The sequence below is a fragment of the Sediminibacterium sp. FW305-C-61 genome, from assembly GCF_058231065.1.
Window position 1 is genome coordinate 206,523 of record NZ_JBIQXR010000001.1, and the last position, 24,813, is coordinate 231,335.

22 protein-coding genes are annotated in these 24,813 nt (G+C 38.9%); 5 read left to right on the forward strand and 17 right to left on the reverse strand.

Annotated features, from left to right (window positions below):
- Window positions 1–239: 239 nt before the first annotated feature.
- Entirely contained in the window at window positions 240–797 is a 558-nt protein-coding gene (locus ACH30E_RS00795) for a dihydrofolate reductase family protein (protein WP_490823203.1), read from the forward strand.
- Between the two features lie 280 nt (window positions 798–1,077).
- Window positions 1,078–1,563 (forward strand): hypothetical protein, encoded by a 486-nt coding sequence (locus ACH30E_RS00800; RefSeq protein ID WP_490823206.1) that lies wholly within the window; start codon window positions 1,078–1,080, stop codon window positions 1,561–1,563.
- 82 nt (window positions 1,564–1,645) lie between these two features.
- On the opposite strand, the gene tsf is transcribed toward ACH30E_RS00800, so the two are convergent.
- From tsf to ACH30E_RS00865, 13 genes are all read right to left on the reverse strand, one after another.
- The gene (gene tsf, locus ACH30E_RS00805; protein WP_490823207.1) at window positions 1,646–2,482 is read right to left on the reverse strand and encodes a translation elongation factor Ts; all 837 of its coding nucleotides are present in this window, start codon (window positions 2,480–2,482) and stop codon (window positions 1,646–1,648) included.
- A gap of 211 nt (window positions 2,483–2,693) precedes the next feature.
- On the reverse strand, window positions 2,694–3,584 hold the full coding sequence (gene rpsB / locus ACH30E_RS00810; RefSeq protein WP_490823209.1) for a 30S ribosomal protein S2: 891 nt from the start codon (window positions 3,582–3,584) through the stop codon (window positions 2,694–2,696).
- A gap of 114 nt (window positions 3,585–3,698) precedes the next feature.
- Window positions 3,699–4,088, reverse strand: coding sequence for a 30S ribosomal protein S9 (gene rpsI / locus ACH30E_RS00815; protein WP_294989223.1), 390 nt, complete (start codon window positions 4,086–4,088; stop codon window positions 3,699–3,701).
- A gap of 36 nt (window positions 4,089–4,124) precedes the next feature.
- On the reverse strand, window positions 4,125–4,568 hold the full coding sequence (rplM, locus tag ACH30E_RS00820) for a 50S ribosomal protein L13 (protein ID WP_250686801.1): 444 nt from the start codon (window positions 4,566–4,568) through the stop codon (window positions 4,125–4,127).
- Window positions 4,569–4,871: 303 nt separating this feature from the next.
- Window positions 4,872–5,753 (reverse strand): alpha/beta hydrolase, encoded by an 882-nt coding sequence (locus tag ACH30E_RS00825; RefSeq protein ID WP_490823210.1) that lies wholly within the window; start codon window positions 5,751–5,753, stop codon window positions 4,872–4,874.
- A gap of 192 nt (window positions 5,754–5,945) precedes the next feature.
- A complete protein-coding gene (locus tag ACH30E_RS00830; protein WP_490823211.1) occupies window positions 5,946–7,370 on the reverse strand; it encodes a TolC family protein in 1,425 nt (474 codons plus the stop codon).
- Window positions 7,351–10,587: an efflux RND transporter permease subunit gene (locus tag ACH30E_RS00835; RefSeq protein WP_490823213.1), complete on the reverse strand. Its 3,237-nt coding sequence runs from the start codon at window positions 10,585–10,587 to the stop codon at window positions 7,351–7,353. Before ACH30E_RS00835 ends, ACH30E_RS00830 begins: the two co-directional genes overlap by 20 nt.
- Before the next feature lie 24 nt (window positions 10,588–10,611).
- Entirely contained in the window at window positions 10,612–11,697 is a 1,086-nt protein-coding gene (locus ACH30E_RS00840; protein WP_294989238.1) for an efflux RND transporter periplasmic adaptor subunit, read from the reverse strand.
- Between the two features lie 108 nt (window positions 11,698–11,805).
- Window positions 11,806–12,243, reverse strand: coding sequence for a hypothetical protein (locus ACH30E_RS00845; RefSeq protein ID WP_490823214.1), 438 nt, complete (start codon window positions 12,241–12,243; stop codon window positions 11,806–11,808).
- A gap of 146 nt (window positions 12,244–12,389) precedes the next feature.
- On the reverse strand, window positions 12,390–12,845 hold the full coding sequence (locus ACH30E_RS00850) for a DinB family protein (protein WP_294989243.1): 456 nt from the start codon (window positions 12,843–12,845) through the stop codon (window positions 12,390–12,392).
- A gap of 14 nt (window positions 12,846–12,859) precedes the next feature.
- Window positions 12,860–13,432, reverse strand: coding sequence for an outer membrane beta-barrel protein (locus ACH30E_RS00855; protein WP_490823215.1), 573 nt, complete (start codon window positions 13,430–13,432; stop codon window positions 12,860–12,862).
- 76 nt (window positions 13,433–13,508) lie between these two features.
- The gene (locus ACH30E_RS00860; RefSeq protein ID WP_294989249.1) at window positions 13,509–14,060 is read right to left on the reverse strand and encodes a DUF4256 domain-containing protein; all 552 of its coding nucleotides are present in this window, start codon (window positions 14,058–14,060) and stop codon (window positions 13,509–13,511) included.
- Between the two features lie 44 nt (window positions 14,061–14,104).
- Window positions 14,105–14,575 (reverse strand): hypothetical protein, encoded by a 471-nt coding sequence (locus ACH30E_RS00865; RefSeq protein WP_490823217.1) that lies wholly within the window; start codon window positions 14,573–14,575, stop codon window positions 14,105–14,107.
- Between the two features lie 131 nt (window positions 14,576–14,706).
- On the opposite strand from ACH30E_RS00865, the gene ACH30E_RS00870 reads away from it, so the two are divergent.
- On the forward strand, window positions 14,707–15,855 hold the full coding sequence (locus ACH30E_RS00870) for an amidohydrolase family protein (protein ID WP_490823218.1): 1,149 nt from the start codon (window positions 14,707–14,709) through the stop codon (window positions 15,853–15,855).
- A gap of 34 nt (window positions 15,856–15,889) precedes the next feature.
- Here the strand turns inward: ACH30E_RS00870 and recO are convergent, their stop codons facing one another.
- Both recO and pheS read right to left on the reverse strand, forming a co-directional pair.
- On the reverse strand, window positions 15,890–16,627 hold the full coding sequence (gene recO / locus ACH30E_RS00875; protein WP_490823220.1) for a DNA repair protein RecO: 738 nt from the start codon (window positions 16,625–16,627) through the stop codon (window positions 15,890–15,892).
- A gap of 95 nt (window positions 16,628–16,722) precedes the next feature.
- Complete coding sequence (gene pheS / locus ACH30E_RS00880; RefSeq protein ID WP_294989260.1) at window positions 16,723–17,757, reverse strand: phenylalanine--tRNA ligase subunit alpha; 1,035 nt, start codon at window positions 17,755–17,757, stop codon at window positions 16,723–16,725.
- 123 nt (window positions 17,758–17,880) lie between these two features.
- Between pheS and ACH30E_RS00885 the strand changes: the two genes are divergently transcribed.
- Window positions 17,881–18,636 carry a DUF4290 domain-containing protein gene (locus ACH30E_RS00885; protein WP_294989262.1) on the forward strand — a complete coding sequence of 252 codons (756 nt, stop codon included), beginning with the start codon at window positions 17,881–17,883 and terminating at the stop codon, window positions 18,634–18,636.
- Between the two features lie 115 nt (window positions 18,637–18,751).
- A complete protein-coding gene (gene murA / locus ACH30E_RS00890; RefSeq protein WP_294989264.1) occupies window positions 18,752–20,056 on the forward strand; it encodes a UDP-N-acetylglucosamine 1-carboxyvinyltransferase in 1,305 nt (434 codons plus the stop codon).
- Window positions 20,057–20,063: 7 nt separating this feature from the next.
- On the opposite strand, the gene ACH30E_RS00895 is transcribed toward murA, so the two are convergent.
- Together ACH30E_RS00895 and ACH30E_RS00900 are read right to left on the reverse strand one after the other, a co-directional pair.
- Window positions 20,064–20,504, reverse strand: a complete 441-nt coding sequence (locus tag ACH30E_RS00895) for a response regulator (RefSeq protein WP_294989266.1) — start codon at window positions 20,502–20,504, stop codon at window positions 20,064–20,066.
- Window positions 20,505–20,514: 10 nt separating this feature from the next.
- On the reverse strand, window positions 20,515–24,750 hold the full coding sequence (locus ACH30E_RS00900) for a PAS domain-containing sensor histidine kinase (RefSeq protein ID WP_490823221.1): 4,236 nt from the start codon (window positions 24,748–24,750) through the stop codon (window positions 20,515–20,517).
- Between the last annotated feature and the right edge of the window lie 63 nt (window positions 24,751–24,813).

Here is a 24,813-nt window from a genome sequence, read left to right on the forward strand (position 1 = left end):
TGGTTAATCAGATTAGTAATGGGATTTGGGTAATTCATTATAAGGTTTAGGTCAATAGACGGTTAGTGTTTATATTATGTACAATCAGACAAACACTACTGCTTTAACAAGTTTTAAAGTTGTATCACCATCCGGAAATTAGTCGATCTGGCGGAATAAGATATGGTGGAGAATGTTTTGTAAATTTAGTCATTAGAGGCAGCATAAAGGCCTGTATTACTTAGGACGAAAAAATAATCATGAGAAAACTTATCATGTGGAATCTAATGTCCCTTGATGGATATTTTCAAGGGGAGCAAAACTGGGACCTATCATTTCATCAACTTGTTTGGGGACCAGAACTAGAAAAATTAAGTATCGAGCAATTAGCATCTGCCGATTATCTGGTATTCGGACGTAAAACCTACGAAGGTATGGCAGCCTATTGGACAAAAGCAGAAAATACAGCATCAACAGTTGCTAATCTAATGAACGATTTGCCGAAACTTGTATTTTCTAAAACCTTAAAATCCGCAGATTGGAACAATACAACGATCATTAAGGAAAATGCTTCTGCTGAAATTGAACAGCTAAAACAGCAGGGTGGAAAGGATATTTATGTTTTTGGCAGTGTAAATCTTTCGGAAACATTTATCAATGATGATCTTTTTGACGAATATAGAATTGGAATTGCACCAGTTATTTTAGGTAGTGGGAGGCCACTTTTCAGAAAAGGAATGGATACGAAAAAATTATCTCTCACTTCAATACAACAACTAACTACCGGAGGTGTGGTGTTGAAATATTCAAAATTATAGCTAATGGTGATTGCGCAATGTTAGCTGGAGTTTCACCAGGCATTGGAAAAGGGTTGACATTACTTTTAGTAAGTCATGGTATTAAGCTGATCATTAATGCCAGAAATACAGCGCTTTTGAAAGAAGTAAAAGAAACGATTCAAAACTAACCTGCTACATAAGATTATGGGTAGCATAACTACCCATCAACTTAACACAGTTTCAACCATTCATTAAATAGGATGATTTAAGTGTTGGGCAACTTTTTTCCTGATTAATTGTAGTACAAAAAAAAGAGCCCATGAAAAGAGCGTGGAATAAAATCAATGATACCAGTTATACCTTTATAATGGAAGAAAAAGTGGTAGGGAAACTTGAAATTTTCCCCAACACACTCGAATGCAAAGGTAATTTCAGTATTGATGATCAGGTATTTGAAATAAAGCGTACTGGGTTCTGGAAATCGCAGCTAACAATCACAAATGACCTAAATGAGGTGGTACTAAAATTGTATCCTGAAAAATGGTATGCAAATACATCAATCATTGAATTGGAGGACAGGCAACTAAAACTAAAAATTCGAAATAATCCGCTGGCAGAATTTGTGATCAGTGAACATGAACAGGAATTGCTGGCTTATGGTTTGGACACCACCAATCATAAAATAAGTGTGCGCATTACTGATAATGGCAATAAACATGTTTTACTTGATTTTCTGTTGTGGTACTTGTTTGCGCCAGTGATTAACGAGCATTCGGCAGATACTTATTCATTTTTGTTTAGTTAGTTTATCCGCGGTTGGTAGCCTATAGACAAAAAAAGGGAGATGATTTTTCATCTCCCTGGTATAAAATCCACTCAAAATTATATTAACCTAAAGCCACACGCTTAAAGCTTGTAACTTTTACATCACCTGCAGATTTCAGGTAAGCTTCTACAGTCATACCACCATCTTTCACAAAAGCTTGTGCAAGTAGTGTATTTTCTTTGAAGAAAGCATTCAGTTTACCTTCTGCAATCTTAGCGATCATATCATCTGGTTTACCTGCCATTTTAGGATCGGCTTTCATAGTATCTACTACGATAGCTCTCTCTCTTTCAATGGTTTCAGTAGGAATGCTGTTTGCATCAACTGCAAGTGGGTTCATAGCTGCAATTTGCATTGCAACATCTTTACCAGCTTCAGGAGCATTACTGCTAAGTCCTACAAGAACACCCATACGGTAGGCACCATGAATATAAGATGCTACATAAGGAGCTTCGATTCTTTCGAATCTTGCGATACCGATTTTTTCTCCGATAGAAGCCAGTTTATCGTTGATCATATCAGCAACTTTAGCGCCATTGATCACCACTTCATTCAGTTCTTCTGCTGATTTTACATCATTGGCAACAGCAGCATCTGCAATAGATTGAGCAAATGCTACGAAGTCTGCATTTTTAGATACGAAGTCAGTTTCGCAGCTAATACAAACTACAAAACCTGTTTTGTTATCAGCAGAAGTTTTAGCGATAATCACACCTTCTTTCGCTTCACGGTCGCTACGTTTTGCAGCAACTTTCTGGCCTTGTTTACGTAACCAATCGATGGCAGCTTCAAAATCGCCATTGGTTTCAGTCAAAGCTTTACGACAATCCATCATGCCGGCACCTGTAGCCTGGCGCAATTTGTTAATATCAGCGGCTGTTATTGTTACCGTACTCATAGTATGTTGTAATTTATTATAGTGAATACTTTGGGTTCTGTAAGGTTGTAAAAACTACCAGTTTCTACACCATTCCCGTTTTATTAAATTGTGAACAGTCATTGTCAAATACAATGCCTGAGCAGCAAATGCTTGAAGTGTATATATAAATTGGGTCATTATGTCATTACCAGGAAAGATAATGACGTAATGACCCAATCAGTTTACTTCATTATCTGCCTCCACCGCCAGCAGGGCGACGGTTTCCTGGAACACGACGCTTAGGCGCACCGCTTCCGGCTTCTGCAGTGTTACCAGCACCACGGCGACCACCACGTCCGGCTTCAGCTTGTGCTTCAGCTTCTAAACGACGGGCTTTTGCTTCGTTTTCGTTGTTGCTCTCTTCTGTTTCTTCTTCATCTTTAGAAGCCTGACGCTCAGCCAGTCCTTCAGCAATTGCAGCAACGATATAGTTAGTAATGATTGCAATAGATTTAGTAGCATCGTCATTCGCAGGAATAGCGAAGTCTACTTTATTAGGATCACAGTTGGTATCTACCATACCAAATGTTGTGATACCTAAACGCTTGGCTTCAGCCAAAGCAATATGCTCGTGCCCGATATCAACCAGGAATAAAGCTGCTGGTAAGCGACCCAGTTGAGCGATACCACCGAGTACTTTTTCCATTTTGTCTTTATCGCGGCTCAAGGTGAGACGTTCTTTTTTAGTCAGGCTTTCAGCACTGCCATCAGCAAGCATTTTTTCGATGCTCTGCATTTTCTTCACACTCTTACGAACAGTGTTGAAGTTGGTTAACATACCACCTAACCAACGTTCTGTTGCAAAAGGCATGTTTACACGTTTAGCGCATTCGCTAACGATTTCTTTCGCCTGCTTTTTAGTAGCCACGAACATGATCTTTTTACCGCTTTTTGCGATCTGCTTAACCGCAGCCGCAGCTTCCTGCAGGTGGTCAACAGTTTTATTCAGATCAATGATGTGAATACCTTTCTTCTCAGCAAAGATGTATGGTAACATCTTAGGGTTCCACTTCTTTTTCAGGTGACCAAAGTGTACGCCGGCCTCCAGAAGTTGTTGCTGCAATGAAGTGTTATTTTCCATCTTGTATGATTATTGTAATTTTTTGAATTTATTTTATCAGCTTCAAGCTGCAAGCCTCAGGCTGCAAGCTGAATCTGCTTGTAGCTTGTAGCCTGAAGCTTGTGGCTTCTTCCATTAACGCTTACTGAACTGGTAGCTTCTACGTGCTTTCTTGTGACCGAATTTCTTACGCTCAACACCACGTGGATCGCGCTTCAGTTGACCGGCAGCTTTTAACGACGGACGGAACTCAGCGTTTACTTCAAGCAGCGCACGGGCAATACCCAATTTTGCAGCTTCGGCCTGGCCTTTTAAACCACCACCTTGTGCATTGATTACCACATCATACTTATCCAGTACTTCAGCAGTTTTCAGAGGCGCTTCTACCTGGTTCTGCAGGTAAACCAGCGGAAAATATTCTTTATAATCTTTACCGTTTACAGTGATCTTACCATCACCCTTGCTTATGAATACACGGGTAACAGCTTCTTTACGGCGACCAACTGCGTTTTTTTGTTTTTCCATTTATCAGGAATTTGTAATTAGCTAATTTGTTGTGGATTAGAACTTCAGTTCTTTAGGTTGCTGTGCAGTATGAGGATGAGCAGTACCTGCATAAACAAACAATTTCTTGATCATTTTACGACCTAAACGGTTTTTAGGTAACATACCTTTTACCGCTCTCTCCATAATAACTTCTGGACGACGTTTGATCAGATCCTGTGCAGCTTCTTCTTTTTTACCACCTGGGTAACCAGAGAAGTTGATGTACTGTTTGTCTTCGAATTTGTTACCTGTGAAAACAACTTTTTCAGCATTGATAACAATTACGTAGTCACCACAATCTACGTGCGGTGTGTAATAAGCTTTGTTCTTACCACGAAGAACTGAAGCAATTTTTGAAGCAATACGACCTACGGTTTGATTAGTACCGTCAACCACATACCAGTTGTGCTGAACGGTAGCCGCATTTGCATGCTTGGTGGTGAAATGAAGTTTACTCATAATATTTCTTTTTAAGTGAATCCGGCGCTATCCCACCGGCTGTATAATATCCCGAAAAAATTCGGATGGCAAAGGTACGCCTGAGTTACACGATTTTCCAAGGATTTTAGGGTCTATTTTAAAAGACACCTTTGCAACTAATTGATTTTCAATAAAAAATTTGTACTGAATTTTATATTGATCGACAAAAAAAGCCACAGATTCACAGATTTTGGTCGATCAATCTGTGAATCTGTGGCCTGATTCAATTAAACAGAGACATTTTAATTTATAAACACAGGTAGTATTTAGCTTAAAACACGCCTATTTTTTAAGAAACCCCTGATATTCCAGCCATGCCGCAAATTGATCGGCCCAGGCATCGGAGGGTTGCTGCTGCTTGCGAATACCAAAACCATGCCCTCCTTTATAATACACATGCAACTCTGCCGAACGCTTAGCATTATTCCATTTAGAATACAATGCCACACTGTGCGTTTGAAGTCCTATCTGATCATTCGATGCTACTGCTATAAACATAGGTGGCGCGTCTGCAGCTACTGTACCCTGCATTTCCGGAGGAAGGAATGCATAAATCGGAGCTACAAAATCGGGTTTATTCTCTACTGTATAGCCAAATCCCGCCGATCCGGCAACCGTACCACCGGCAGAAAAACCCATTATGCCAATTTTATTCGGGTTTACTCCCAATGCTGAAGCATGCTTGCGAACATAAGCTACCGCCTGTTTACCATCTGCTATTGCCATTGGAATAGAAGCCTGCTGCCTTGCCTGTAACTCTTTATCACCAAACGCACCATTGAAATCTTTAATCGGATCATCACCAGATGCTTTTGCAAGCCTGTACTTTAAAACAAAACAAGTGATGCCTTTTTCTGCTAAAAAACGCGCCACTCCCAATCCTTCGTTTTCGATAGATAATGCGAAGAATCCTCCACCCGGGCAAATAATCGCAGCAGTACCATTGGCTTTACCCGCTTCCGGTCTGATAACAGTTAGTGTAGGGTCTGTAACATTGTAAACAACAGGTGTGTTCCAACTGGTTTTTTCAATATAGGCTTCAGACCAGTTCCAGTTTTCAGAACCAGGTGCTTTGCCTTCATATATTTTTACCACCTCCTGTGCATACAGGGTGCCCATCATTTGCAGCAAAAAGAATACAGATAGTAAACATAGCTTACGCATACCTATTAAGTTTGCCTCAAATTACAAATTTTACACCGGACTGAAGTCCGGTGCAGAAATCTAGTCAGGTACTAGTAAAGGAAAAGAAGATAATCCCAAAAAAAACGGCCGGGCTCTCGCCCGACCGCCCTCTTTGTCAATCGAAAATCCTAGCTTATGATTCTTATACCAGTCTATCGGTTTCTCAACGTCTTAGTTCCAGCCCCCGCCAAGGGCTTTATAAATATTTACTTTAGCACTGAGTTGTTTCATCCTGATTTCTATCAACTGCATTTTTGATTCCAGTGCTTCTCTTTGGGTTAACAACACTTCCATATAATCTGCACGTGCAGAGTTGAAAAGATTATTAGATATGCCCACAGATTGTAACAATATATCTACCTCTTTTGCCTTGAGGGTATAACTTGTTTTGAAATTGACTGCTTTTGCAATCTGGTTCAGCACTTCTGTATATGCATTCAAAATAGTTTGCTGGTACTTGAAAATGGCCTGCGTTTGCTGTGCATTGGCATTATAATAAGTAGCTGTAATGGCATTCTTATTCACCAATGGTGCCATCATATCTCCCGCCAGGTTATAGATAATAGAAGCCGGTCTGATAAGATACAATGGATTAAATGCCTGAAAACCCAGTCCTGCCTGTAGACTGAACGAAGGATAAAAGTTAGCCCTTGCTACCTGTACATCCAGCTTAGCAGCTGCAATATCCAGTTCAGCCTGTCTGATATCAGGTCGATTTACCAGCAACTGTGCAGGTACACCTGTTTGCATATCATCAACAGGCATGGTATTAAACTGTGCTGAGTTTCGCTCAATTACCGGTGTAAATTTTCCGGTGAGGTAACGGATTCTGTTTTCTGCTTCCGTGATCTGCTGTTTAATTTCGTACTGAAGGTTTTGTGTATTCAGTAACTGCGCCTCAAATCGGTTCACTGCCAGTTGGGTAACTTTTGCCGCTTCTTTCTGTTGGCGAATTATTTTCAGCACATTGCTCTGTAGTGTAATGTTCTGCTCAATAATCTGTAACTGGTTATCCAATGCCATTAACTCGTAGTAAGAGCTGGCTATTTCGGCAATGATCTGTGTAATCATAAAATTCCGGCCCTCAACATTGGATGCCATTCTCAACACGGCAGACTTTTGTGCATTGCGCAGCTTTTTCCATACATCGAGCTCCCAGGAAAAAAAAGCTCCACCCATAAAATCACCGATATACTTAGGCCCTTTATCGGGATTGGCTTTCAAGTCTTCTTCCGAAAAACCATCCCAGGTATATTTACCGGCCCTGTCTACGGCTGCTCCGGCTCTGATGTTTACAAAAGGCAGGTATTCCCCTCTTCGCTGCATAATTTCATTCTTACTCATTTCAATTTCCTGCAGTGTAATATTCAGTTCCTGATTATTTAGGAGAGCCGTATCTATGAGTGCTATCAGATATGGATCTGTAAAATATTGTCGCCATGGTATACGGGCAATATTGGTAGTATCCTGTGAGTTGGTGTAACTCACAGGTACGGTTTTATCTTCTTCTTTACTGGTGATGGCGGGTACTTTACATGCACCGAACCCAACAATAGTACTTACAAGAAAAAGGTATTTAAATGTTCGTTTCATCATCTTTTTTATTTCTGATTCTTGCAATAATTTTTTTGATTTTTTTGGTTAGCGATGATTCGTTGTTTTCAACAAAATCTTCGCTCAGTGGGTTCTTATCTTCATCTCTGATGAGATATCTGCCTTCCTGCAGTTTTCCAAAGATGAAGTAGAGTCCTGGCACAACGATTACACCGAACACCGTTCCAAACAGCATACCACCCAATGCAGATGCACCAATGGTATGGTTACCTACAGCGCCTGGCCCTGTTGCAATAACCAGTGGAATCAACCCGGCGATAAAGGCAAAGGAGGTCATAAGGATGGGTCTGAAACGGGCTTTGGCACCTTCAATGGCTGCTGCCACTACCGTAGCGCCTTTATTATGTTTCTGTACCGCAAACTCTACAATCAATACTGCGTTTTTGCCTAACAAACCCACGAGCATAATCATACCTACCTGTGCATAGATATCATTTGCCAGCCCCAGTCCCTTCAGTAGGAGGAAAGAACCGAAAATGCCCGGCGGTAAGGATAACAATACCGCAAACGGAAGCAGAAAACTTTCATATTGCGCTGCAAGAATTAAATACACAAAGAAGATTACAATTATGAACAAGTACAGTGCCTCATTACCTCTTCTGGCCTCATCATAAGAAAGTCCTTCCCACGCGATATCATAACCGCGAGGTAGTGTTTCAGCTGCTACTTCTTTAATAGCTTTGATGGCATCGCCTGATGAATATCCTTTGGCAGGTGTACCATTGATAAGTGAGGAGATATAGAGATTATAGCGCGAAATTTCATTGGGTCCCTGTGTTTTGGTAATCTTCATAAAAGCTGAATAAGGAACCATTTCTCCATGATCATTCTTCACAAACATGTTCAACAGGTCAGAGGGTTGCTTTCTGAATTCAGGACCTGCTTGTGTATATACTTTGTAATAATTATTGAACCGGATAAATCCTTGCTCATAGGTACTACCAATCATGATATTCAGGTTTTCCATGGCATTGCCCAATGAAACACCTTTCTGCATAGCCAGCTTATTGTCTACCGTAATTTCATATTGCGGATACTTTGCAGAATAGAAGGCAAATAAACCCGACAGCTCTTTTCTTTTACGAAGTGCCGCCAGAAAATCTGCATTTACCTTGTCGAATTCCTGGTAGTCAACATCACTGCTTTTATCCAATAAACGCAAGGAGAAACCATCTGATGTACCGTAACCCGGTACTGCTGGTGGTTCAAAATATTCAATATTTGCCGGCAGATCTTTTGATGCTTTCTCCAGTTCTTCGATCACTTCTTTTACAGACTGTTTTCTTTCCGACCAGTCTTTCAGATTTATCAAACAGGTACCTGCGTTGGACCCACGGCCTTCTGTAAGAATTTCATATCCTGCCAAAGATGTAACAGAGGAAACCGCTTCAATTTTTTTTGCGATAGCCTGTAGTTTTCTGGAAATTTCATTTGTACGTTCCAGTGTAGTACCGGGAGGTGTTTGAATGATGGCATAAATCTGACCCTGGTCTTCACTGGGAATAAAACCCGCAGGTAAGATTTTATTGACACTCATGATCCCAAAAGAAAAAATAATCAGCAGTCCGTAAGTAATCAGCCTTCTGTTAACAATAAGTGTTAAGAATTTTGTGTACTTACCCGTAACACGTTCAAAGGTTCTGTTGAACCAGTCAATAAACAGGCTAATTGGTGTTTTTCTTTTGGGTTTGCCATGTGTATTTTTTAATAGCATAGCACATAACACGGGGGTAAGTGTTAGTGCTACGAAACCAGAGATCACAATCGCACTTGCCATAGTAAGTGAGAACTGCCGGTAGAGTACCCCTACGGGCCCTGTCATAAAGGCCACAGGTACAAACACGGAAGTCATTACCAGTGTAATGGCGATGATAGCTCCGCTGATTTCACGAACTACTTTTTTAACTGCTGCAAAGGGTGATAGATTTTCTTCTTCCATCTTCACGTGCACCGCTTCCACTACAACAATGGCATCATCTACCACAACCCCGATGGCAAGAACCAGTGCGAATAAAGTAATAAGGTTAATACTCAACCCAAAAAATTTCATCAGTGCAAAAGCTCCAATCAATGATACCGGTACTGCAAGAATGGGAATGAAAGTAGAGCGCCAGTCGCCGAGAAAAACAAATACCACGATAGCTACCAGCACAAATGCTTCCAATAAAGTATGCAATACTTTTTCAATAGATGCGTCTACAAACTTTGACACATCGTAGTTAATTTCATAATTGATTCCTGGAGGAAAATCCTTTTTCAATTCCTCCAGCTTGGCTTTTACATTTGCAATAACCGTATTGGCATTACTACCAGGATTTTGTTTCAGTACAAGTGATGCTGACGGATGACCATCTTTATTTGAATAGATATCAACAAACTCACTACCCACTTCCACTTCAGCAATATCTTTTAATTTCAATATCTCACCATCTGCATTGGCTTTGATAATAATGTCCTGATATTGTTCCGGTTTATTGTACCATCCTTTATAAGTAAACACATATTCCTGCGACTGTGCTTTTTTACCTGAACTAAGACCCACACGTCCGGGTCTGGCCAATACGCTTTGCTCATCTATAGATTTCAATACCTCTTCAGCAGAAATATTATAAGCACGCATTCTTTCCGGATCAAGCCATACACGAATTGCGAATGCACGGCTACCGATAGCCTGTGCAAATCCCATTCCGTTTATCCGCTGTAATTCTGGCAGGATATAGGTGTTGGCATAGTTGAATAAAAACTTCTCATCAACACTATTGTCTTCACTATACAGGTTGAGGTACATCAGCATACTTGGCTGCAGAGGCGAAATAATAACACCTTCCCGCTGTACCAGTGGCGGGAGGTTGGTCATTACCTGATCCACCCTCGATTTCACCCTTACGGCTGCCAGAGTTGGGTCGGTACCAGGTTCAAAGATTACTTCAATACTTGCTTCACTTGCACTGGTAGCATCAGATAGTATGTATTGCATACCCTGTACACCATTGATAGCACGTTCAAGAATAGTAAGGGTTGATTTTACCAATACATCTGCATTGGAACCCGGAAACTCAATAAAAATATTTACACGGGGAGGGGCAATTTCAGGAAACTGGGCAACCGGTGATGTATTAATTGCCAGCAGCCCCATAAACACAATTACTACAGACAATGCAATAGCAAGAACCGGTCTTTTAATAAACTTATTAAACATCGTTTTATATTTTAGGGTTCTCCGCTATTCTGCGTGTAAATTGTTTAACTCATATAATTCTTTTTCGAAGGGTACAAAGCTGTATTTAATGTGTTCATTATTTTTTACCTTACCCAACCCTTCTGCCAGAATTTTATCCTGCGGACTTAACCCCGAAGCCACTACATATACATGTGACATTTCCTGAGCAATGGTGATCTGTCTCGCTTTTAAAATATTATTGGCATCAACCACATACACAAACTTTTTATCGAGTACATCGAATGTTGCTTTTTGTGGGATGAGGATGGCTTTTTTGAAAGCTACCGGCATTAGAATATTACCTGTTTCGCCATGTCGCAGAATGCGCTTTGGATTGGGAAACGTGGCACGAAAAGCGATGTTACCGGTTTCATTATTAAAATCTGCTTCTATTGTTTCAACAATGCCTTTCTGATCGAATACCTTATGATTGGCCATTTCCAGTAATACACTTTCATTATTGCCTTTTTTATCGCGCGAAATATAATCGAGGTACTCAGCTTCGGGTACATTAAAATACACCCACATTTTGCTGTTGTCTGCCAGTGTGGTTAACAACTCACCCTCATCGAGCAGACTTCCCAAACGCACATTGAATTTATCGAGTATGCCATCGAATGGTGCGCGTATTTCTGTAAATGCAAGGTGTGCTTTCGCAAGAGATAATTCTGCCTGTGCCTTATCGAGCTTGGCTTTTGCCAAAGCCAACTCATTCTTCGATACGATATTACTGTCTGCCAGTTGTTTTGTATTCTGGTATTCAATTTTGGCGAAGTTTACTTCTGCTTCAGACTTCTGTGTTTCTGCCTGATAAATAAGCGGCATAATCTGAAATAACAGCTGCCCTTTTTTTACAAATTGCCCTTCATTCACATAAATTTTCTCCAGGTAACCTTTTTCAAGTGCCCTTAATTCAATATGCTGAATGGAATGTACCTGACTAACATATTCTTTATTGATCGTAGTATCTCTTTCAATTGGACTAGTAACAATAAACTGTATTTCTTCGTGTTTTTCTTCCTTGTGTTCTTTGCAACCTGCGGCTAATAAAGTGGTTGCAGCAATAATGGAACTAAAAAATTGCTTCATGATTTTTTTGATTGACTAAAGAGGATAAAGAGGGTATATTATGCGAAGAATCACATAACATTTGGGTATACAGTGCCAAGCAGTGTATACAGATTCACATCAAAAAAATCAGATCAGATAACTCTTCCACGAATGGTGGAGTACAAAAAGAGGGATAGCAATACGTTGCTGTATAGCCTGATTATAATGAAAAGATTGAACCGCTTGTATTTCAGCTGTTTGTTGTAATACAACTAATTGAATAAGGTAAGCGGTAAAAGTGAATCTTTTGTCGTTATCAGTCTCATCATCAAGCTCTGCTTCCTTTGATTCCGGATCTTCAGGTAATGGAAGTGGCTCTGAAGGATCAGTTGGAAGTTTGGTTGAACTTGTTTTATCTACAACAACTGTTTTGGCAGACTTGGTAAAAGGGATAGATACGGAGTTGGCCTTTAGTGAACCTGCAAAAAACAAAAGAAGCCATGCCATTAAAGCCACTGAACCTACAATGGTTTTAATGGTATTTCCTATGTTTTTATACTTACGGTGTTTACTCAACAATGCCATATCAATTAGCAAAAATACCCATAAATCTGCTTTTAAATGGCAGAAAATTTGTTTTCACGTTTTATTGGCATTAAAAATCGATAAAAGATGGCCGTTAGAGGTTGATATTAAAAAACTAACATCTGTTTACCAGTTTACCATAAAACTTACAAGAACTTTCTGATACTCATCATCATACCTAGGTGTAATCCTTCATGATAATTATTAAATTCCAATGCATCAGCCAAGGTGCCAAGATGAAATCCGGTTACTGTCATTCTCTCTGTAAAACTGGTGAAAATTTTATTTTCAATATCTTTTTTAGTCTGGTCGCAAAGCGAAATCAGCAAAGCTTTCATTTCATCAACCTCAGCCTGAGTTACTGCCCTTTCCGGTTTGGTTCCTGGCTTATACAGTTCAAAAAAATCATCGCTTATATGCATAGGCTGGCCAGATAAACGATATACCAGCGACTGCTGTGCAGCTATAATATGGCCAACATTCCAGATAATATTATTATTAAAACCTTCTGGAATTTTATTCAATTGTTCCAGCGTAAAAGGTTCTATAAAACGCAGGTAATTGTTGCGGCTGGTTTCCCAGATTTTGAAAAGTGAATCCATTGCTTTTAGTTTTTTTACTTTAATCTGTATTTAGCCGTGATACCCAATCCTCCATAAGCTCTTAGATATGTAATGACAGGATTAAATCGCAGCTCCGGTTCAAGTATTAATTTATCATCTATTTTTATCGGTTTACTTATTTTTAACTGCACGCCTACGGCCATATTTGGGTCGATGCTGTAATCATTAACAATAAATTGCTGTTGTTTATTTTTTTGGCGAAAACCCATATAAAAATCAAAACTGAGACCAGCGCTAATGTTTACAAGACGCGAATAAAACTTATATAAGAAAGGAAGTGATATAAATCGTTCAGCTATTATATAATAAAATGTTACCGGAGGATTAGATCCACCACTTACTGTTGTAGACCAGTCTGAATGATAGGTTCTATAATAAATGCCGCTTTCAATACCATTTTTTCTGGTGAGTTTACGTTCAACAACCAATCCTATTCCAGGCCTTAGTTGTTCCCCGTGAGTTTCGGTGGTGAAATTAATGCCTGCCAATGTGTATTGTTGCGCATTTATTGATGAGAACAACATAAGAAAAATAGCCAGTAATAAAAGACGTAGTAATTGCATCATGACAAAAATATATTGGATTGGATTGGATATATCAACACAATAAAACTAAATCATTTAACAATCACATAAAAAGATATCATACTATAAGTGAAGCCCTGAAACCTCTTGCGGCATAATAAGAGCCTGCACCATTATGGTATACAAATACGTGGTGATAACGCCAATCACCAAAAATAGCACCCCCGTGTTTACGTATGGCGTCAGGTGTTTTTAACCAACTGGATGTTTTAGTATCAAAAGTTCCCAACTCCTGTAGTTTTCGGTATGCAGTTTCATCTAATATTTCAACACCCATGGCTTTGGCCATATCAATTGCTGTATCTGCAGGCTTAAACTCTTTTCGGCTATCCAGCGCTTCTCTATCGTAGCAAAGACTTCTTCTTCCAGCAGGGCTTTCAGCAGAACAGTCTATAAAAATAAAAGTACCTGCTTTTTTATCCTGTGCAACCACATCTGGCTCTCCACCTGTTCTTTCCATTTCGCTGAGCGACCATAAAGCATCTGCATTTTTATTGAGTTTGGCAGCTACATCGTTCCATTCAATGCCTTTATGTCGTTTCGTGTTTTTTTCGAACCTGATTTTTAAGGTTTCAAGCAGTTCTTTGCTTTGTTTAGCCGATAATTTCATACACAAAAAAATTTAAATGAATTGCTTACCAGTAGTAATAAATTTTAGTTTACTTTTTTTAATACCTCGCAGCCGGTTTTTTCGATCGAATACGACAAGCTTACAATTTTCCATCCATCCTGTGTTTCAATCAACGAAAATACATCGATTCCACAATGCGTGAATTGCTCATTTAAGTAGAACTCATAAGGTACCCATGCCATGGCAATTCCATTGAGTATTTTAATATCAAACCGGTAAGGTATTTCTTTTAGCTTATTCTTTGAGACCAACTTTGTGATATCGGTTCTAAAATCCCTCATGTCATATTTCTGGGGGTTTGAAGTATTATTGATCCGCCATATTTGTCCATCCAGTAATACGGCTGATTTATATAATATAGAGTCTTGCTTTTCCAATGAAAGAAAAAATGTATGGATTGTTTTTTTGATTGCCAGTTCGGCTAACGCGTCAACTTTTTGGGCAATAGCTGCAAAATTGATCAGCAATAAGATAAGTAGTATTATCTTTTTCATGTTTTACTATTGAAGCATTCAATATGGAATCAAGATAGGAAAAGATTAAATGGAATACCAGCATCTTATCTAAAATATCTCCTTAAGATCATTGCTATATCCAATAACTTCGCTTACAATTCATTATTATTTTGTCTTACCTCAAATTCAAAGCAGATCAGTTATTCACCGGTACCACCATGCTGGATGATCGCACAGTGCTGGTTGCCAAACCCGACGGCACCATAGAAGATATCATAAGTAAAGATGAAGCAGGCGAAGACGTACAATCTATAAAAGGTATTCTATGTCCAGGCTTCATCAATGCTCATTGCCACCTGGAATTAAGTCACATGAAAGGATTAATACCAGAACATACCGGCCTCGTGAATTTTGTATTACAGGTAGTTCAACAAAGACATTTACCAGAAGAAATAATTAAAAATGCCATTGCAAGGGCAGAAGATGATATGCTTGCTGCTGGTATTGTTGCAGTAGGTGATATCTGTAATAACACTATTACAATTTCACAAAAAAAAGCGCAAAGATTAACGTATCATAATTTTATTGAAGTAAGCGGATGGAATCCGGCTTTTGCAAATACGAGAATGCAAAAATCGCTGGAATATTATCATCTTTTCCATGAGGCTTTCCCAGCACATACGAGCCTTACACCACATGCTCCCTATTCTGTTGCTGATGCATTATGGCAACTGATGCATCCATATTTAACTGATCAGGTAGTAACCATACATAACCAGGAAACCATCGCTGAAAATGAATTGTTTCAACAGGGTACTGGAGATTTTATTCGTTTGTATGAAGCCATGCAAATCAGCTATACAGACTTCAGTGCTTCAGGCACCAATAGTCTTCCGGCATATTTTAAAAAGCTAGTTAATGCAAAACAGGTAATGCTTGTGCACAATAGTTTTATTAATCAGGGAGATATTGATGAAGTATTACATTACCAAACTCCTGTTTCATTCTGTTTATGTCCCAATGCCAATCTTTACATTGAAAATGTATTACCGCCTGTAGAACTGTTGTTAAAAAATAATTTAAACATCTGCATTGGCACCGATAGCCTGGCCAGCAATCACGGTCTAAGTATTTTAGAAGAAATAAAAACACTGCAATTACATTTTAAAGACGTACCCCTTTCAGTTTGGCTTCAGGCAGCTACATTAAATGGTGCGAAAGCCCTGGGAATGGATGATCGGTTGGGTAGTTTTGAAAAAGGTAAAAAGCCAGGTGTGCTTTTATTAGAAAGTAATACAAAAGTTACAAGGCTTATCTAAACCTGACTTAAATCTGGGGCAGGGTATCAGTCAATTAACTTAGTATTTCCTGAAGAATGGGTAATGTTTTTAACTCGCCGAAATCAGCTATATGCAAGGCCATAAAAGTTTGATAAGATTCAAGCAGATTTCTTCTTGTGGCTCTATTGAGTTTTAAATTTTCTAAATCATTATAAAACTGAAGTTCCATCAATTGCGAGGTAACAGAAGCCTGAAGTGTTTCCTGAAAATAGGGGTGTGCAGGTATATCAGCTACAAACTGTCCTTCCTGTAAATCGAAATAGGGTGTAGCAGTAGAATAAGTTCCTTGTGGTTTAAAGCCCAGTTCAGTAGCTAGGTGTAAAATAAAATAGAGCGGCAAATTCGCCGTTAGTGTTTCAGTTCCCCGATCAAGTTGTTTTAAACTATCTTCTATAAGGTAAAATAATTCCGGGTTTGCTTCGGGTTGTTTAAGGCTATGTTGTAACATTTCTATCATGTACATGGCCACAGTATTTTTTACCACATCTGAAAGCACCGATTCATACAGATAACTCCATCGGTATTCTTTTACGAATTGTAATTGTTTCAGCTCATTATGATATACTTCCATATCAAGCAAAGCTGATGGCTGAAAATAAGCTGCTTTACCAGCGGAGGTTTTTGTGGTCTGGCGCACTCCTTTAACCAGGTAGCTCTGTATGCCAAAAAGTTCGGTGTAAACAGTTGTGATAATACTGGTATCACCATATTTAACTGTTCGCAGCACTATTCCTTTTGTTGCGTGGAGCATGAAGGGAGGTTAAGCCCATAGACCATGGTCTACGGTGAATATAAAACTATGCGTTATTAACTATGTACCATGGACTATCAACCATGGACCATTACTTACCCTACAACTCCCGTAAACTGCTTCAGAAAACGTACATCATTCTGAGAGTATAGTCGCAGGTCGTTTACCTGGTATTTTAATTGTGTGATACGTTCAACGCCCATACCGAATGCAAAACCGGTATACTTAGTTGAATCGATACCAAAATTTTCCAGCACTTTAGGGTGTACCATACCACTACCCAATATTTCTACCCATCCGGTATGTTTACAGATATTACATCCATCACCGCCACAGATCTGACAACTTATATCCATTTCGGCACTTGGTTCTGTAAAAGGGAAATAACTGGGTCTGAAACGCACTTTCACATGTTTTCCAAACATTTCCTGTACGAAAAAGTAAAGGGTTTGTTTCAGGTCGGCAAAACTTACGTTTTCATCTATATACAATCCTTCTACCTGATGGAAGAAGCAATGCGCCCTCGCACTTATAGTTTCGTTTCTATATACACGACCCGGACAAATTACCCTAATTGGCGGCTTTTGGGTTTCCATTACCCTGGCTTGTACGCTACTTGTATGGGTGCGTAATAACCAGTCTGGGTTCTGACTGATGTAAAATGTATCCTGCATGTCGCGGGCCGGATGATCTTCGGGCAGATTCATCGCACCGAAATTATGCCAGTCATCTTCTATTTCCGGGCCTTCCGCTACTGCAAAACCAAGACGACGGAATATGCCAATGATCTGGTTACGCACCAGATTCAAGGGATGTCTGGTACCAACAGGAAACAGGTCTCCCGGCAAACTAATATCTTTTGAAGAAGCAGCACTATCTGTTTGTTCACCAGCCTGTTCTTTTAGGAATGCATAACGCCCCTCAGCAAACTCCTTGAATTCATTCAGGGTTTGACCAAAAGCTTTTTTTTGATCTACGGGTACATTTTTCATTTCACCCATTATAGCTTTTACCAATCCTTTGGTACCAAGGTATTTAATACGAAAAGCTTCTACCTGTTCTGGGGTTTGGGCTTCAAAAGCGAGCATTTCCTGCTTATACTGCTCTATCTGTTGCACGATCTGTTCCATATTGCGAAGATAAACAGCCGGGCGGAGTGCTGAAAAAATGATTTCTTTAACGCATCTTGGCCCGAATTCTGCCACTTAACCCCTTGAAATGCCTACATTTGTTGCTGCATTTATAAATTTTACATGGAATATAATACAGCGAGAAGTTACCTGGGCATGCGTGAATACGGTCGTCATGTGCATAAAATGGTAGATTATTTACTGACCATTGAGGACAGAGATAAAAGACAACAACAAACACAAGCCGTTATTGAACTAATGGGTTTTTTGAATCCACACCTGAAAAATGTGGAAGATTTTCGTCATAAATTATGGGATCACCTGTTCTTTATCAGCGATTTTAAGCTTGATGTTGACAGTCCCTACCCCATCCCACAAAAAGAAACCTATAAATTAAAACCCGATCCACTGCCTTACCCAAAGCGTCATCCAAAATATGCGCACCTGGGTAAAAACCTGGAAGTGGTAATCGACAAAGCTTTGAAAGAGGAAGACCCTGAGAAAAAAGCAGGTTTTGCTCATGCAATTGCTTATTATATGAAACTGGCCTATAGCAACTGGCACAAAGAGCTGGTACATGATGATGCTATCAGGAGCGAGTTGAACAGTATTACTGGTGGCGAACTTGAGTTCAGCAATACACCTTACATTAAACACCGCAACCAGAATTTCGAACGCGACGAATATGGTACCGGAGGACGTGGTGGCCGCTGGCAACAAAACTTTGGTGGACGTAACCGTAATGGCGGTAACAATAACCGGAACAATAGCGGAGGTGGAAGAAACAATAACAACAACCGCAGCAACAATGGCGGCGGAAGAAATAATAATAATAACCGCAATAACAATAACGGCGGTCAATTTAAGAAACGATACTAAAGTATTTACCTTTTCAGGAGCCCCGGTAAAATTTATCGGGGCTTTTTCATTTCAATCTTCCACCAAACAGCGGGTCATTTATTACATTCGTATTTATAAAAACTAAGCTTTCATTATGGGATCATTTGAAGTACGTGGCGGCAATCGCCTTCAGGGAGAAATTATTCCGCAAGGCGCAAAAAACGAAGCACTACAAATATTATCGGCCGTTGTACTGACTGATGCCGAAATGACCATTTCAAATATTCCTGATATCCTCGATGTAAACCTGTTGATAGAATTATTAGTGGATATGGGTGTTAAAGTAGATAAACTGGATTCAGATACTTACCGCTTTAAGGCAGATGATATAAATATCGATTATTTATCTTCTGACGCATTCAGGAAAAAAGGAGGCAGGTTACGTGGTAGTGTAATGCTTGCAGGACCAATGCTTGCAAGATTTAAAAAAGCCTATATCCCAAAACCTGGTGGTGATAAAATTGGCAGACGAAGATTAGATACACATATCATAGGTTTTGAGAAGCTTGGAGCAAGTTTTGAATTCGATGATGAACAACATTGTTTCAAATTGGTAGCCCCTCAATTGAGAGGAGCTTATATGTTATTGGATGAACCCTCTGTAACAGGTACTGCCAATATTGTAATGGCAGCGGTATTAGCTGAGGGTATTACCCAGATTTACAATGCTGCATGCGAACCTTACCTACAACAGTTATGCAGTATGCTAAACCGCATGGGCGCAAAAATCAGTGGTATAGGCAGTAATTTATTAACCATTGAAGGGGTAACTAAATTACAGGGAACCACACATCGCATGTTGCCCGACATGATTGAAATAGGCAGTTTTATTGGTCTGGCTGCCATGACCCAAAGTGAACTCACCATAAAAAATGCAGGCGTTGCACACCTGGGTATTATTCCAGAAAAGTTTAGTCAACTCGGTATTCAGTTTTCCATTCAGGGCGATGATATTTATATACCTGCTCAGGATGTATATGAAATACAAACTTATATGGATGGTGGCATTCTCACCATTTATGACCACCCATGGCCAGGTTTTACGCCTGATTTATTAAGTATTGTACTGGTAGTAGCAACACAGGCAAGAGGCAGTGTGTTGGTGCACCAGAAAATGTTTGAAAGCAGGTTATTCTTTGTAGATAAGCTGATTGATATGGGTGCCCAAATTATTTTATGCGACCCTCACAGAGCAACCGTTATCGGATTAGGGAGAAAATATAATCTACGTGGCATTACCATGAGTAGCCCCGACATTCGTGCAGGTCAGGCATTGTTGATTGCGGCTTTAAGTGCAGAAGGGAAAAGTGTGATTCAAAATATTGAACAGATAGACCGAGGTTATCAGCAAATTGATGAGCGCCTGAGAAAAATTGGAGCAGATATCAAACGCATATAAAACTTTATTACGGCTTAGCAGGTAATTTTACTATTGAGATCCAATACTCTTCAATACTTCTGATTACATCCATAAATTTATTTAGATCTACCGGCTTTAATACATAGCAGTTTGCATGGTTTGCATATGATTCCTGAATATCTGAATCTGCAGAAGAAGTAGTTAACATAATCACCGGAATAACCCTTAATATTGGGTCATTCTTAATGGCATTTAAAACTTCTTTGCCGTCAATTTTGGGTAAGTTTATATCCAATAAAATGATGTCTGGAAGTTGAACCTCGCTGAATTTACCTTCTCTCCTCAAATAATGTAATGCTTCTTCCCCGTCTCTTACTACTTTAATTAAGTTCCTGATTTTAGCTTCTTTAAAAGCTTCAATAGTGAGTCTTATATCACCTTCATTATCTTCAACAAGTAAGATTTCAAGGTCTTGTATTTCTGACATAAAACTGGTTTTAATTGGTTGCTATCCTGGGCAGGCTGAAATAAAAAGTACTACCTACTCCTTCCTCAGACGTAACCCAAATTTCTCCATGATGTCTTTCAACTATTTTCTTACAAATTGCCAATCCGATTCCTGTTCCAGAATGATCATCAATTGGTTGAAGTCGCTGAAATACTACAAATATTTTTTCAAAATAACGGGGGTTAATACCAATGCCATTGTCTTTAATAAAAATCACATGCCGATCTGATTCTGAAATACAACCTATTTCAATGCGGGGGGGGTTACTGCTCTTATATTTTATTGCATTGCCAATCAGATTCTGCATTAGCTGCTGCAACTGTAATGTATTTCCAAGAACGGTTGGTAGCTTGTCTACCTTTAAAGTTACATTTTCTTTTTCAAATCGCGAAGCAAATATTTGAAGAACCTGCTGCAATACGCTATCTAAATCGACAGGCTGAAATACTTCTTTTACAGCATCTACTCTTGAGTATGCTAGCAGGTCCAATATCAATCTTTTCATTCTTTCGGCTCCACCGACAGCAAATTTAATATACTCTTTAGCCTTCTCATCAAGTAGTGCAGTATACTGCTTATCAAGTAGTTGCAAGAAGCTACTTACCATGCGGAGGGGCTCTTGCAAATCATGTGAAGCTACATAAGCAAAGCGTTCAAGTTCAGCATTAGACCTAGCCAGTTCTGTTGCCCGTTTTTGCAATGCTTCATTCAACTCTTGTAATTGTTTTTCAGATTGCTTAATCGCAGAGATATCCTGTGTAGATCCAATCAAGCGAACCGGTTTACCCTGTTTATCCCTGATGATGTAACCACGATCATACACATTAGCATAGCTACCATCTTTTCGTTCAAATCTATACTCATCTTCCCAGAACTGTTCATTGGGATTATCAAATAATAACTCTCTTCTCTCCTGCACTTGTATTAAATCATCAGGATGCACATGTTTTATCCAGAAATCATTGTCGATACTAGCTTCCAAAGTATTATAGCCAAACAATTTAAATAAGCCATCGCCCGATCTTACAACAATTCCTGTTCTCATATCCCAATCCCATATTGCGTCACTGGTAGCTTTAGCCACCAACTCATAACGTTCATTTGACCTGCGAATAGTTGTTTCCGCTTTTTTACGCTCGGTAATATCTCGTATAAAGGCGCAGAAGAATGATTCATTCTCCTGTTTAATTGGTAATACAGTTAATTCAACAGGAAACATTATTCCTTCCCTGTTGATTGCATTTAATTCCAATAGCGTATTTAATGCAGGCCCATGCCCTGTTACTTTATAATTCTCCATCCCCTGATCATGTAAAATTCGATACGATTCCGGTATAATGATCTGAGAAAGCCTTTTCCCCATTACTTCTTCCTGTTTCCATCCAAAAATTTGTTCGGCTTTAGGATTCCAAAATGTGATCATTCCATCAGTATCAATACAAATTATGGCGTCTAATGCGGCATTCATGATAAGCCTTCTTTTCTCTTCGTTATCACGTATCAGGCTATCTATTTTCCTTCTATCTGTGGCGTCACGTTGAACTGCTACCCAATGTGTATACCAGCCATTTTCATCTGCAACTGGTGATACAGTAAAATTGTTCCAAAATGGTTCCCCATTTTTTTTATAGTTGATAATTTCTATTTCGCATGATTCCCAATTTTTCAGTGCCTGTTTTAATCTATCCAATTCATTTCTGTCAGAATCAACACCTTGCAAAATGCGGGGTGTTTTTCCAATGACTTCTTCTGCCGTATAACCTGTAACCTTTGTAAAAGCTTCATTCACATATAAAATTCGAGGACCATCACCCTCAACCGGTTCAGCTTCTGTAATTAGAACAGCATCCTTGGTATTATTGATAACCATTCGCATGAGATGAAGTCTTTCTTCTTCTGCTTTTTTATTGGTTATATCATTACGGATGGCAACAAATTGATATGGTTTACCTTTTTCATTTAAAAAAGGCACAATGGTGGTATCAACCCAGTAATAAGTACCTGCTTTGGTTTTGTTTTTAATTTCACCTCTCCATACTTTCCCATTTGCGATGGTAATCCACAGCTCTTTGAGGAATGATTTCGGATGATACCCGGAATTAATAATACGATGATCTTGCCCTATCAATTCTTCTTTACTATAACCGGATATTGCACAGAAATTATCATTCACATATTGTATGATTCCTTTCTGATTAGTGATTGCTACAATACTCGATTGATCCAGTGCAAACTTATAATCAGATATTTCCTTTATTTTCTGGGTAAGCTCCGTATTAACTGATTCAAGTTTTTGCTGGTAGCGAATATTTTCTGAAATATCTCTTCCATAACAAGCGATACCTATAATTTCTTCCTGGGTAATAATCGGGTTAAAGTTAACTTCTATCCATTCTCCTGTATGCCGCGCTAATTCCGGATTATGAATTATTTCTTTGAAAAATTCACCTAGGAATGCCCGTTCATATAATTTCTTCCAGAACTCAATAAATTCTGGTACAATATTGGCCAACAATAAAACATTATCTCCAGGTTCTAATATTTTGCCGGTTTGTTTTTCAATAGATTGAAGGAATGCTTTATTCGCACTTAGCAATTGAAAGTTTTTATCAATGCTCCATATTAAATCATTTGTATTATTAATTAAGGCTTCTTTATTGTTTTTTTCAAACCTGCTTGCTGTCTCTATGGCTAATTTTTCAGTAATATCATTGATCAACACAAGAACAGAGGCCCTATTATTATAAATGATATGATAAGCTGTTATTTCTACAAATAGCAACTCGCCATCTTTTGTCAAGTGACGCCATGTACCATGATGTATTAAATATTCGTTAGACCGCCTTTTCTTTGCAGATTTTACCTTTTCAATTTCGTCAGGTGGGCGAATATCCAAGATCGTCATTGAGGTAAATTCATCTCTGCTATAGCCATATTTTTCAATAGCTGCATCATTTACTTCCAAAAATTTATAGGTTGCTTCTTCATAAATCCACATGGGCATTGGATTGGCATAAAATAATTTTTTATACCGTAATTCTGATTCCGCCAATGCATGTATGCTCATAATTTCACTAGTGGCATCTCGCGCCGTCAACATTAATTTGTCAGGTTGCCCATCTTCATTTAACAGGGGAATGCAAGTAATTACAAAATGATGCTGTTGATCGTTGGTGTCACTAATTTGATAATCAAAGCTTGTTTTTTTTCCTTGAAACCCCTGCTCAAAATTTTTCAGTATTTCAGGGTGAATTTTTTGTAAAGACATCGTTAGTAATGACAGTCCTTTCCCCAGTTTTTGTCGGAAAAAGAGTTCTGCCATTTTTTCTGCTGCTTTATTAAAAGTTATCAGGCAATAATTTTTATCAATTACAAGAAAAGTTTCTTCGGTAGAATCAAGAATCATGCGCATATGTTTCTTGGAATCCTGTAACTGTTCTTCTGCTTTTTTACTTATGGTTATATCGGTAAAAAAAATAGTGATTCCGCCATCCGGAGAAGGGTATATTCTGTTTTCAAACCATTTATCCCATGGCTCGTAATATTCCTGCATCACACATGGCTGCCTGCTCTCCATTACCTTATAATAATTAAAATAAAATGGTTGTCCAACTCCTTCAGGGAAAACAGTCCAGATATGTTTACCCAATAAATCATCCGGTTTATGATTCAGCAGCATCGCTGCTCCTCGCTCATTGAGATAACTGTAACACCAGTTTTTATCTACTGCCACAAAACCATCTGAAATGCTGGACAAGATATTATCCATTAATAAATTGGTTCGCTCAAGTTTTTCATTGATTTGTCTTTCAGTCAATACTTTTTCCGTTACATTCTCTACTGAAACTATGATTTGCGTTACCCGGTTATTATCATCTATAGCAGGTGTATTGATGATACGCCAGTATCTTTCTACAAAATTTCCGGTTCCATCATTTGCCGGAATATCGTATCTGAAATTTTGCAGCTCGTTTGTTTGTCTTAATTCAACAACCTCTTTAAACAATGCTAATAATCGCGTTTTATTACCCTGGTTATGGGCACCAGGGGTGTCTGGGAAAACAGAGAATACGGGGTTTCCCTTTAGAATATCATAGTTTGTATTTGTAACCTGTAAATACGCTTTATTAGCTGTAATAATTGTAAAAGAGGGATAGTCGGGTCGTAATAAAAGATACATACCCGGAAGATTGTCAAATACTGATTGGAATTCTTTGACCGTCATGGCAAACTATTTAGCGGCTATAAGAGTATCATGCAGGAAAATCCGCTATACATGAATATAAAC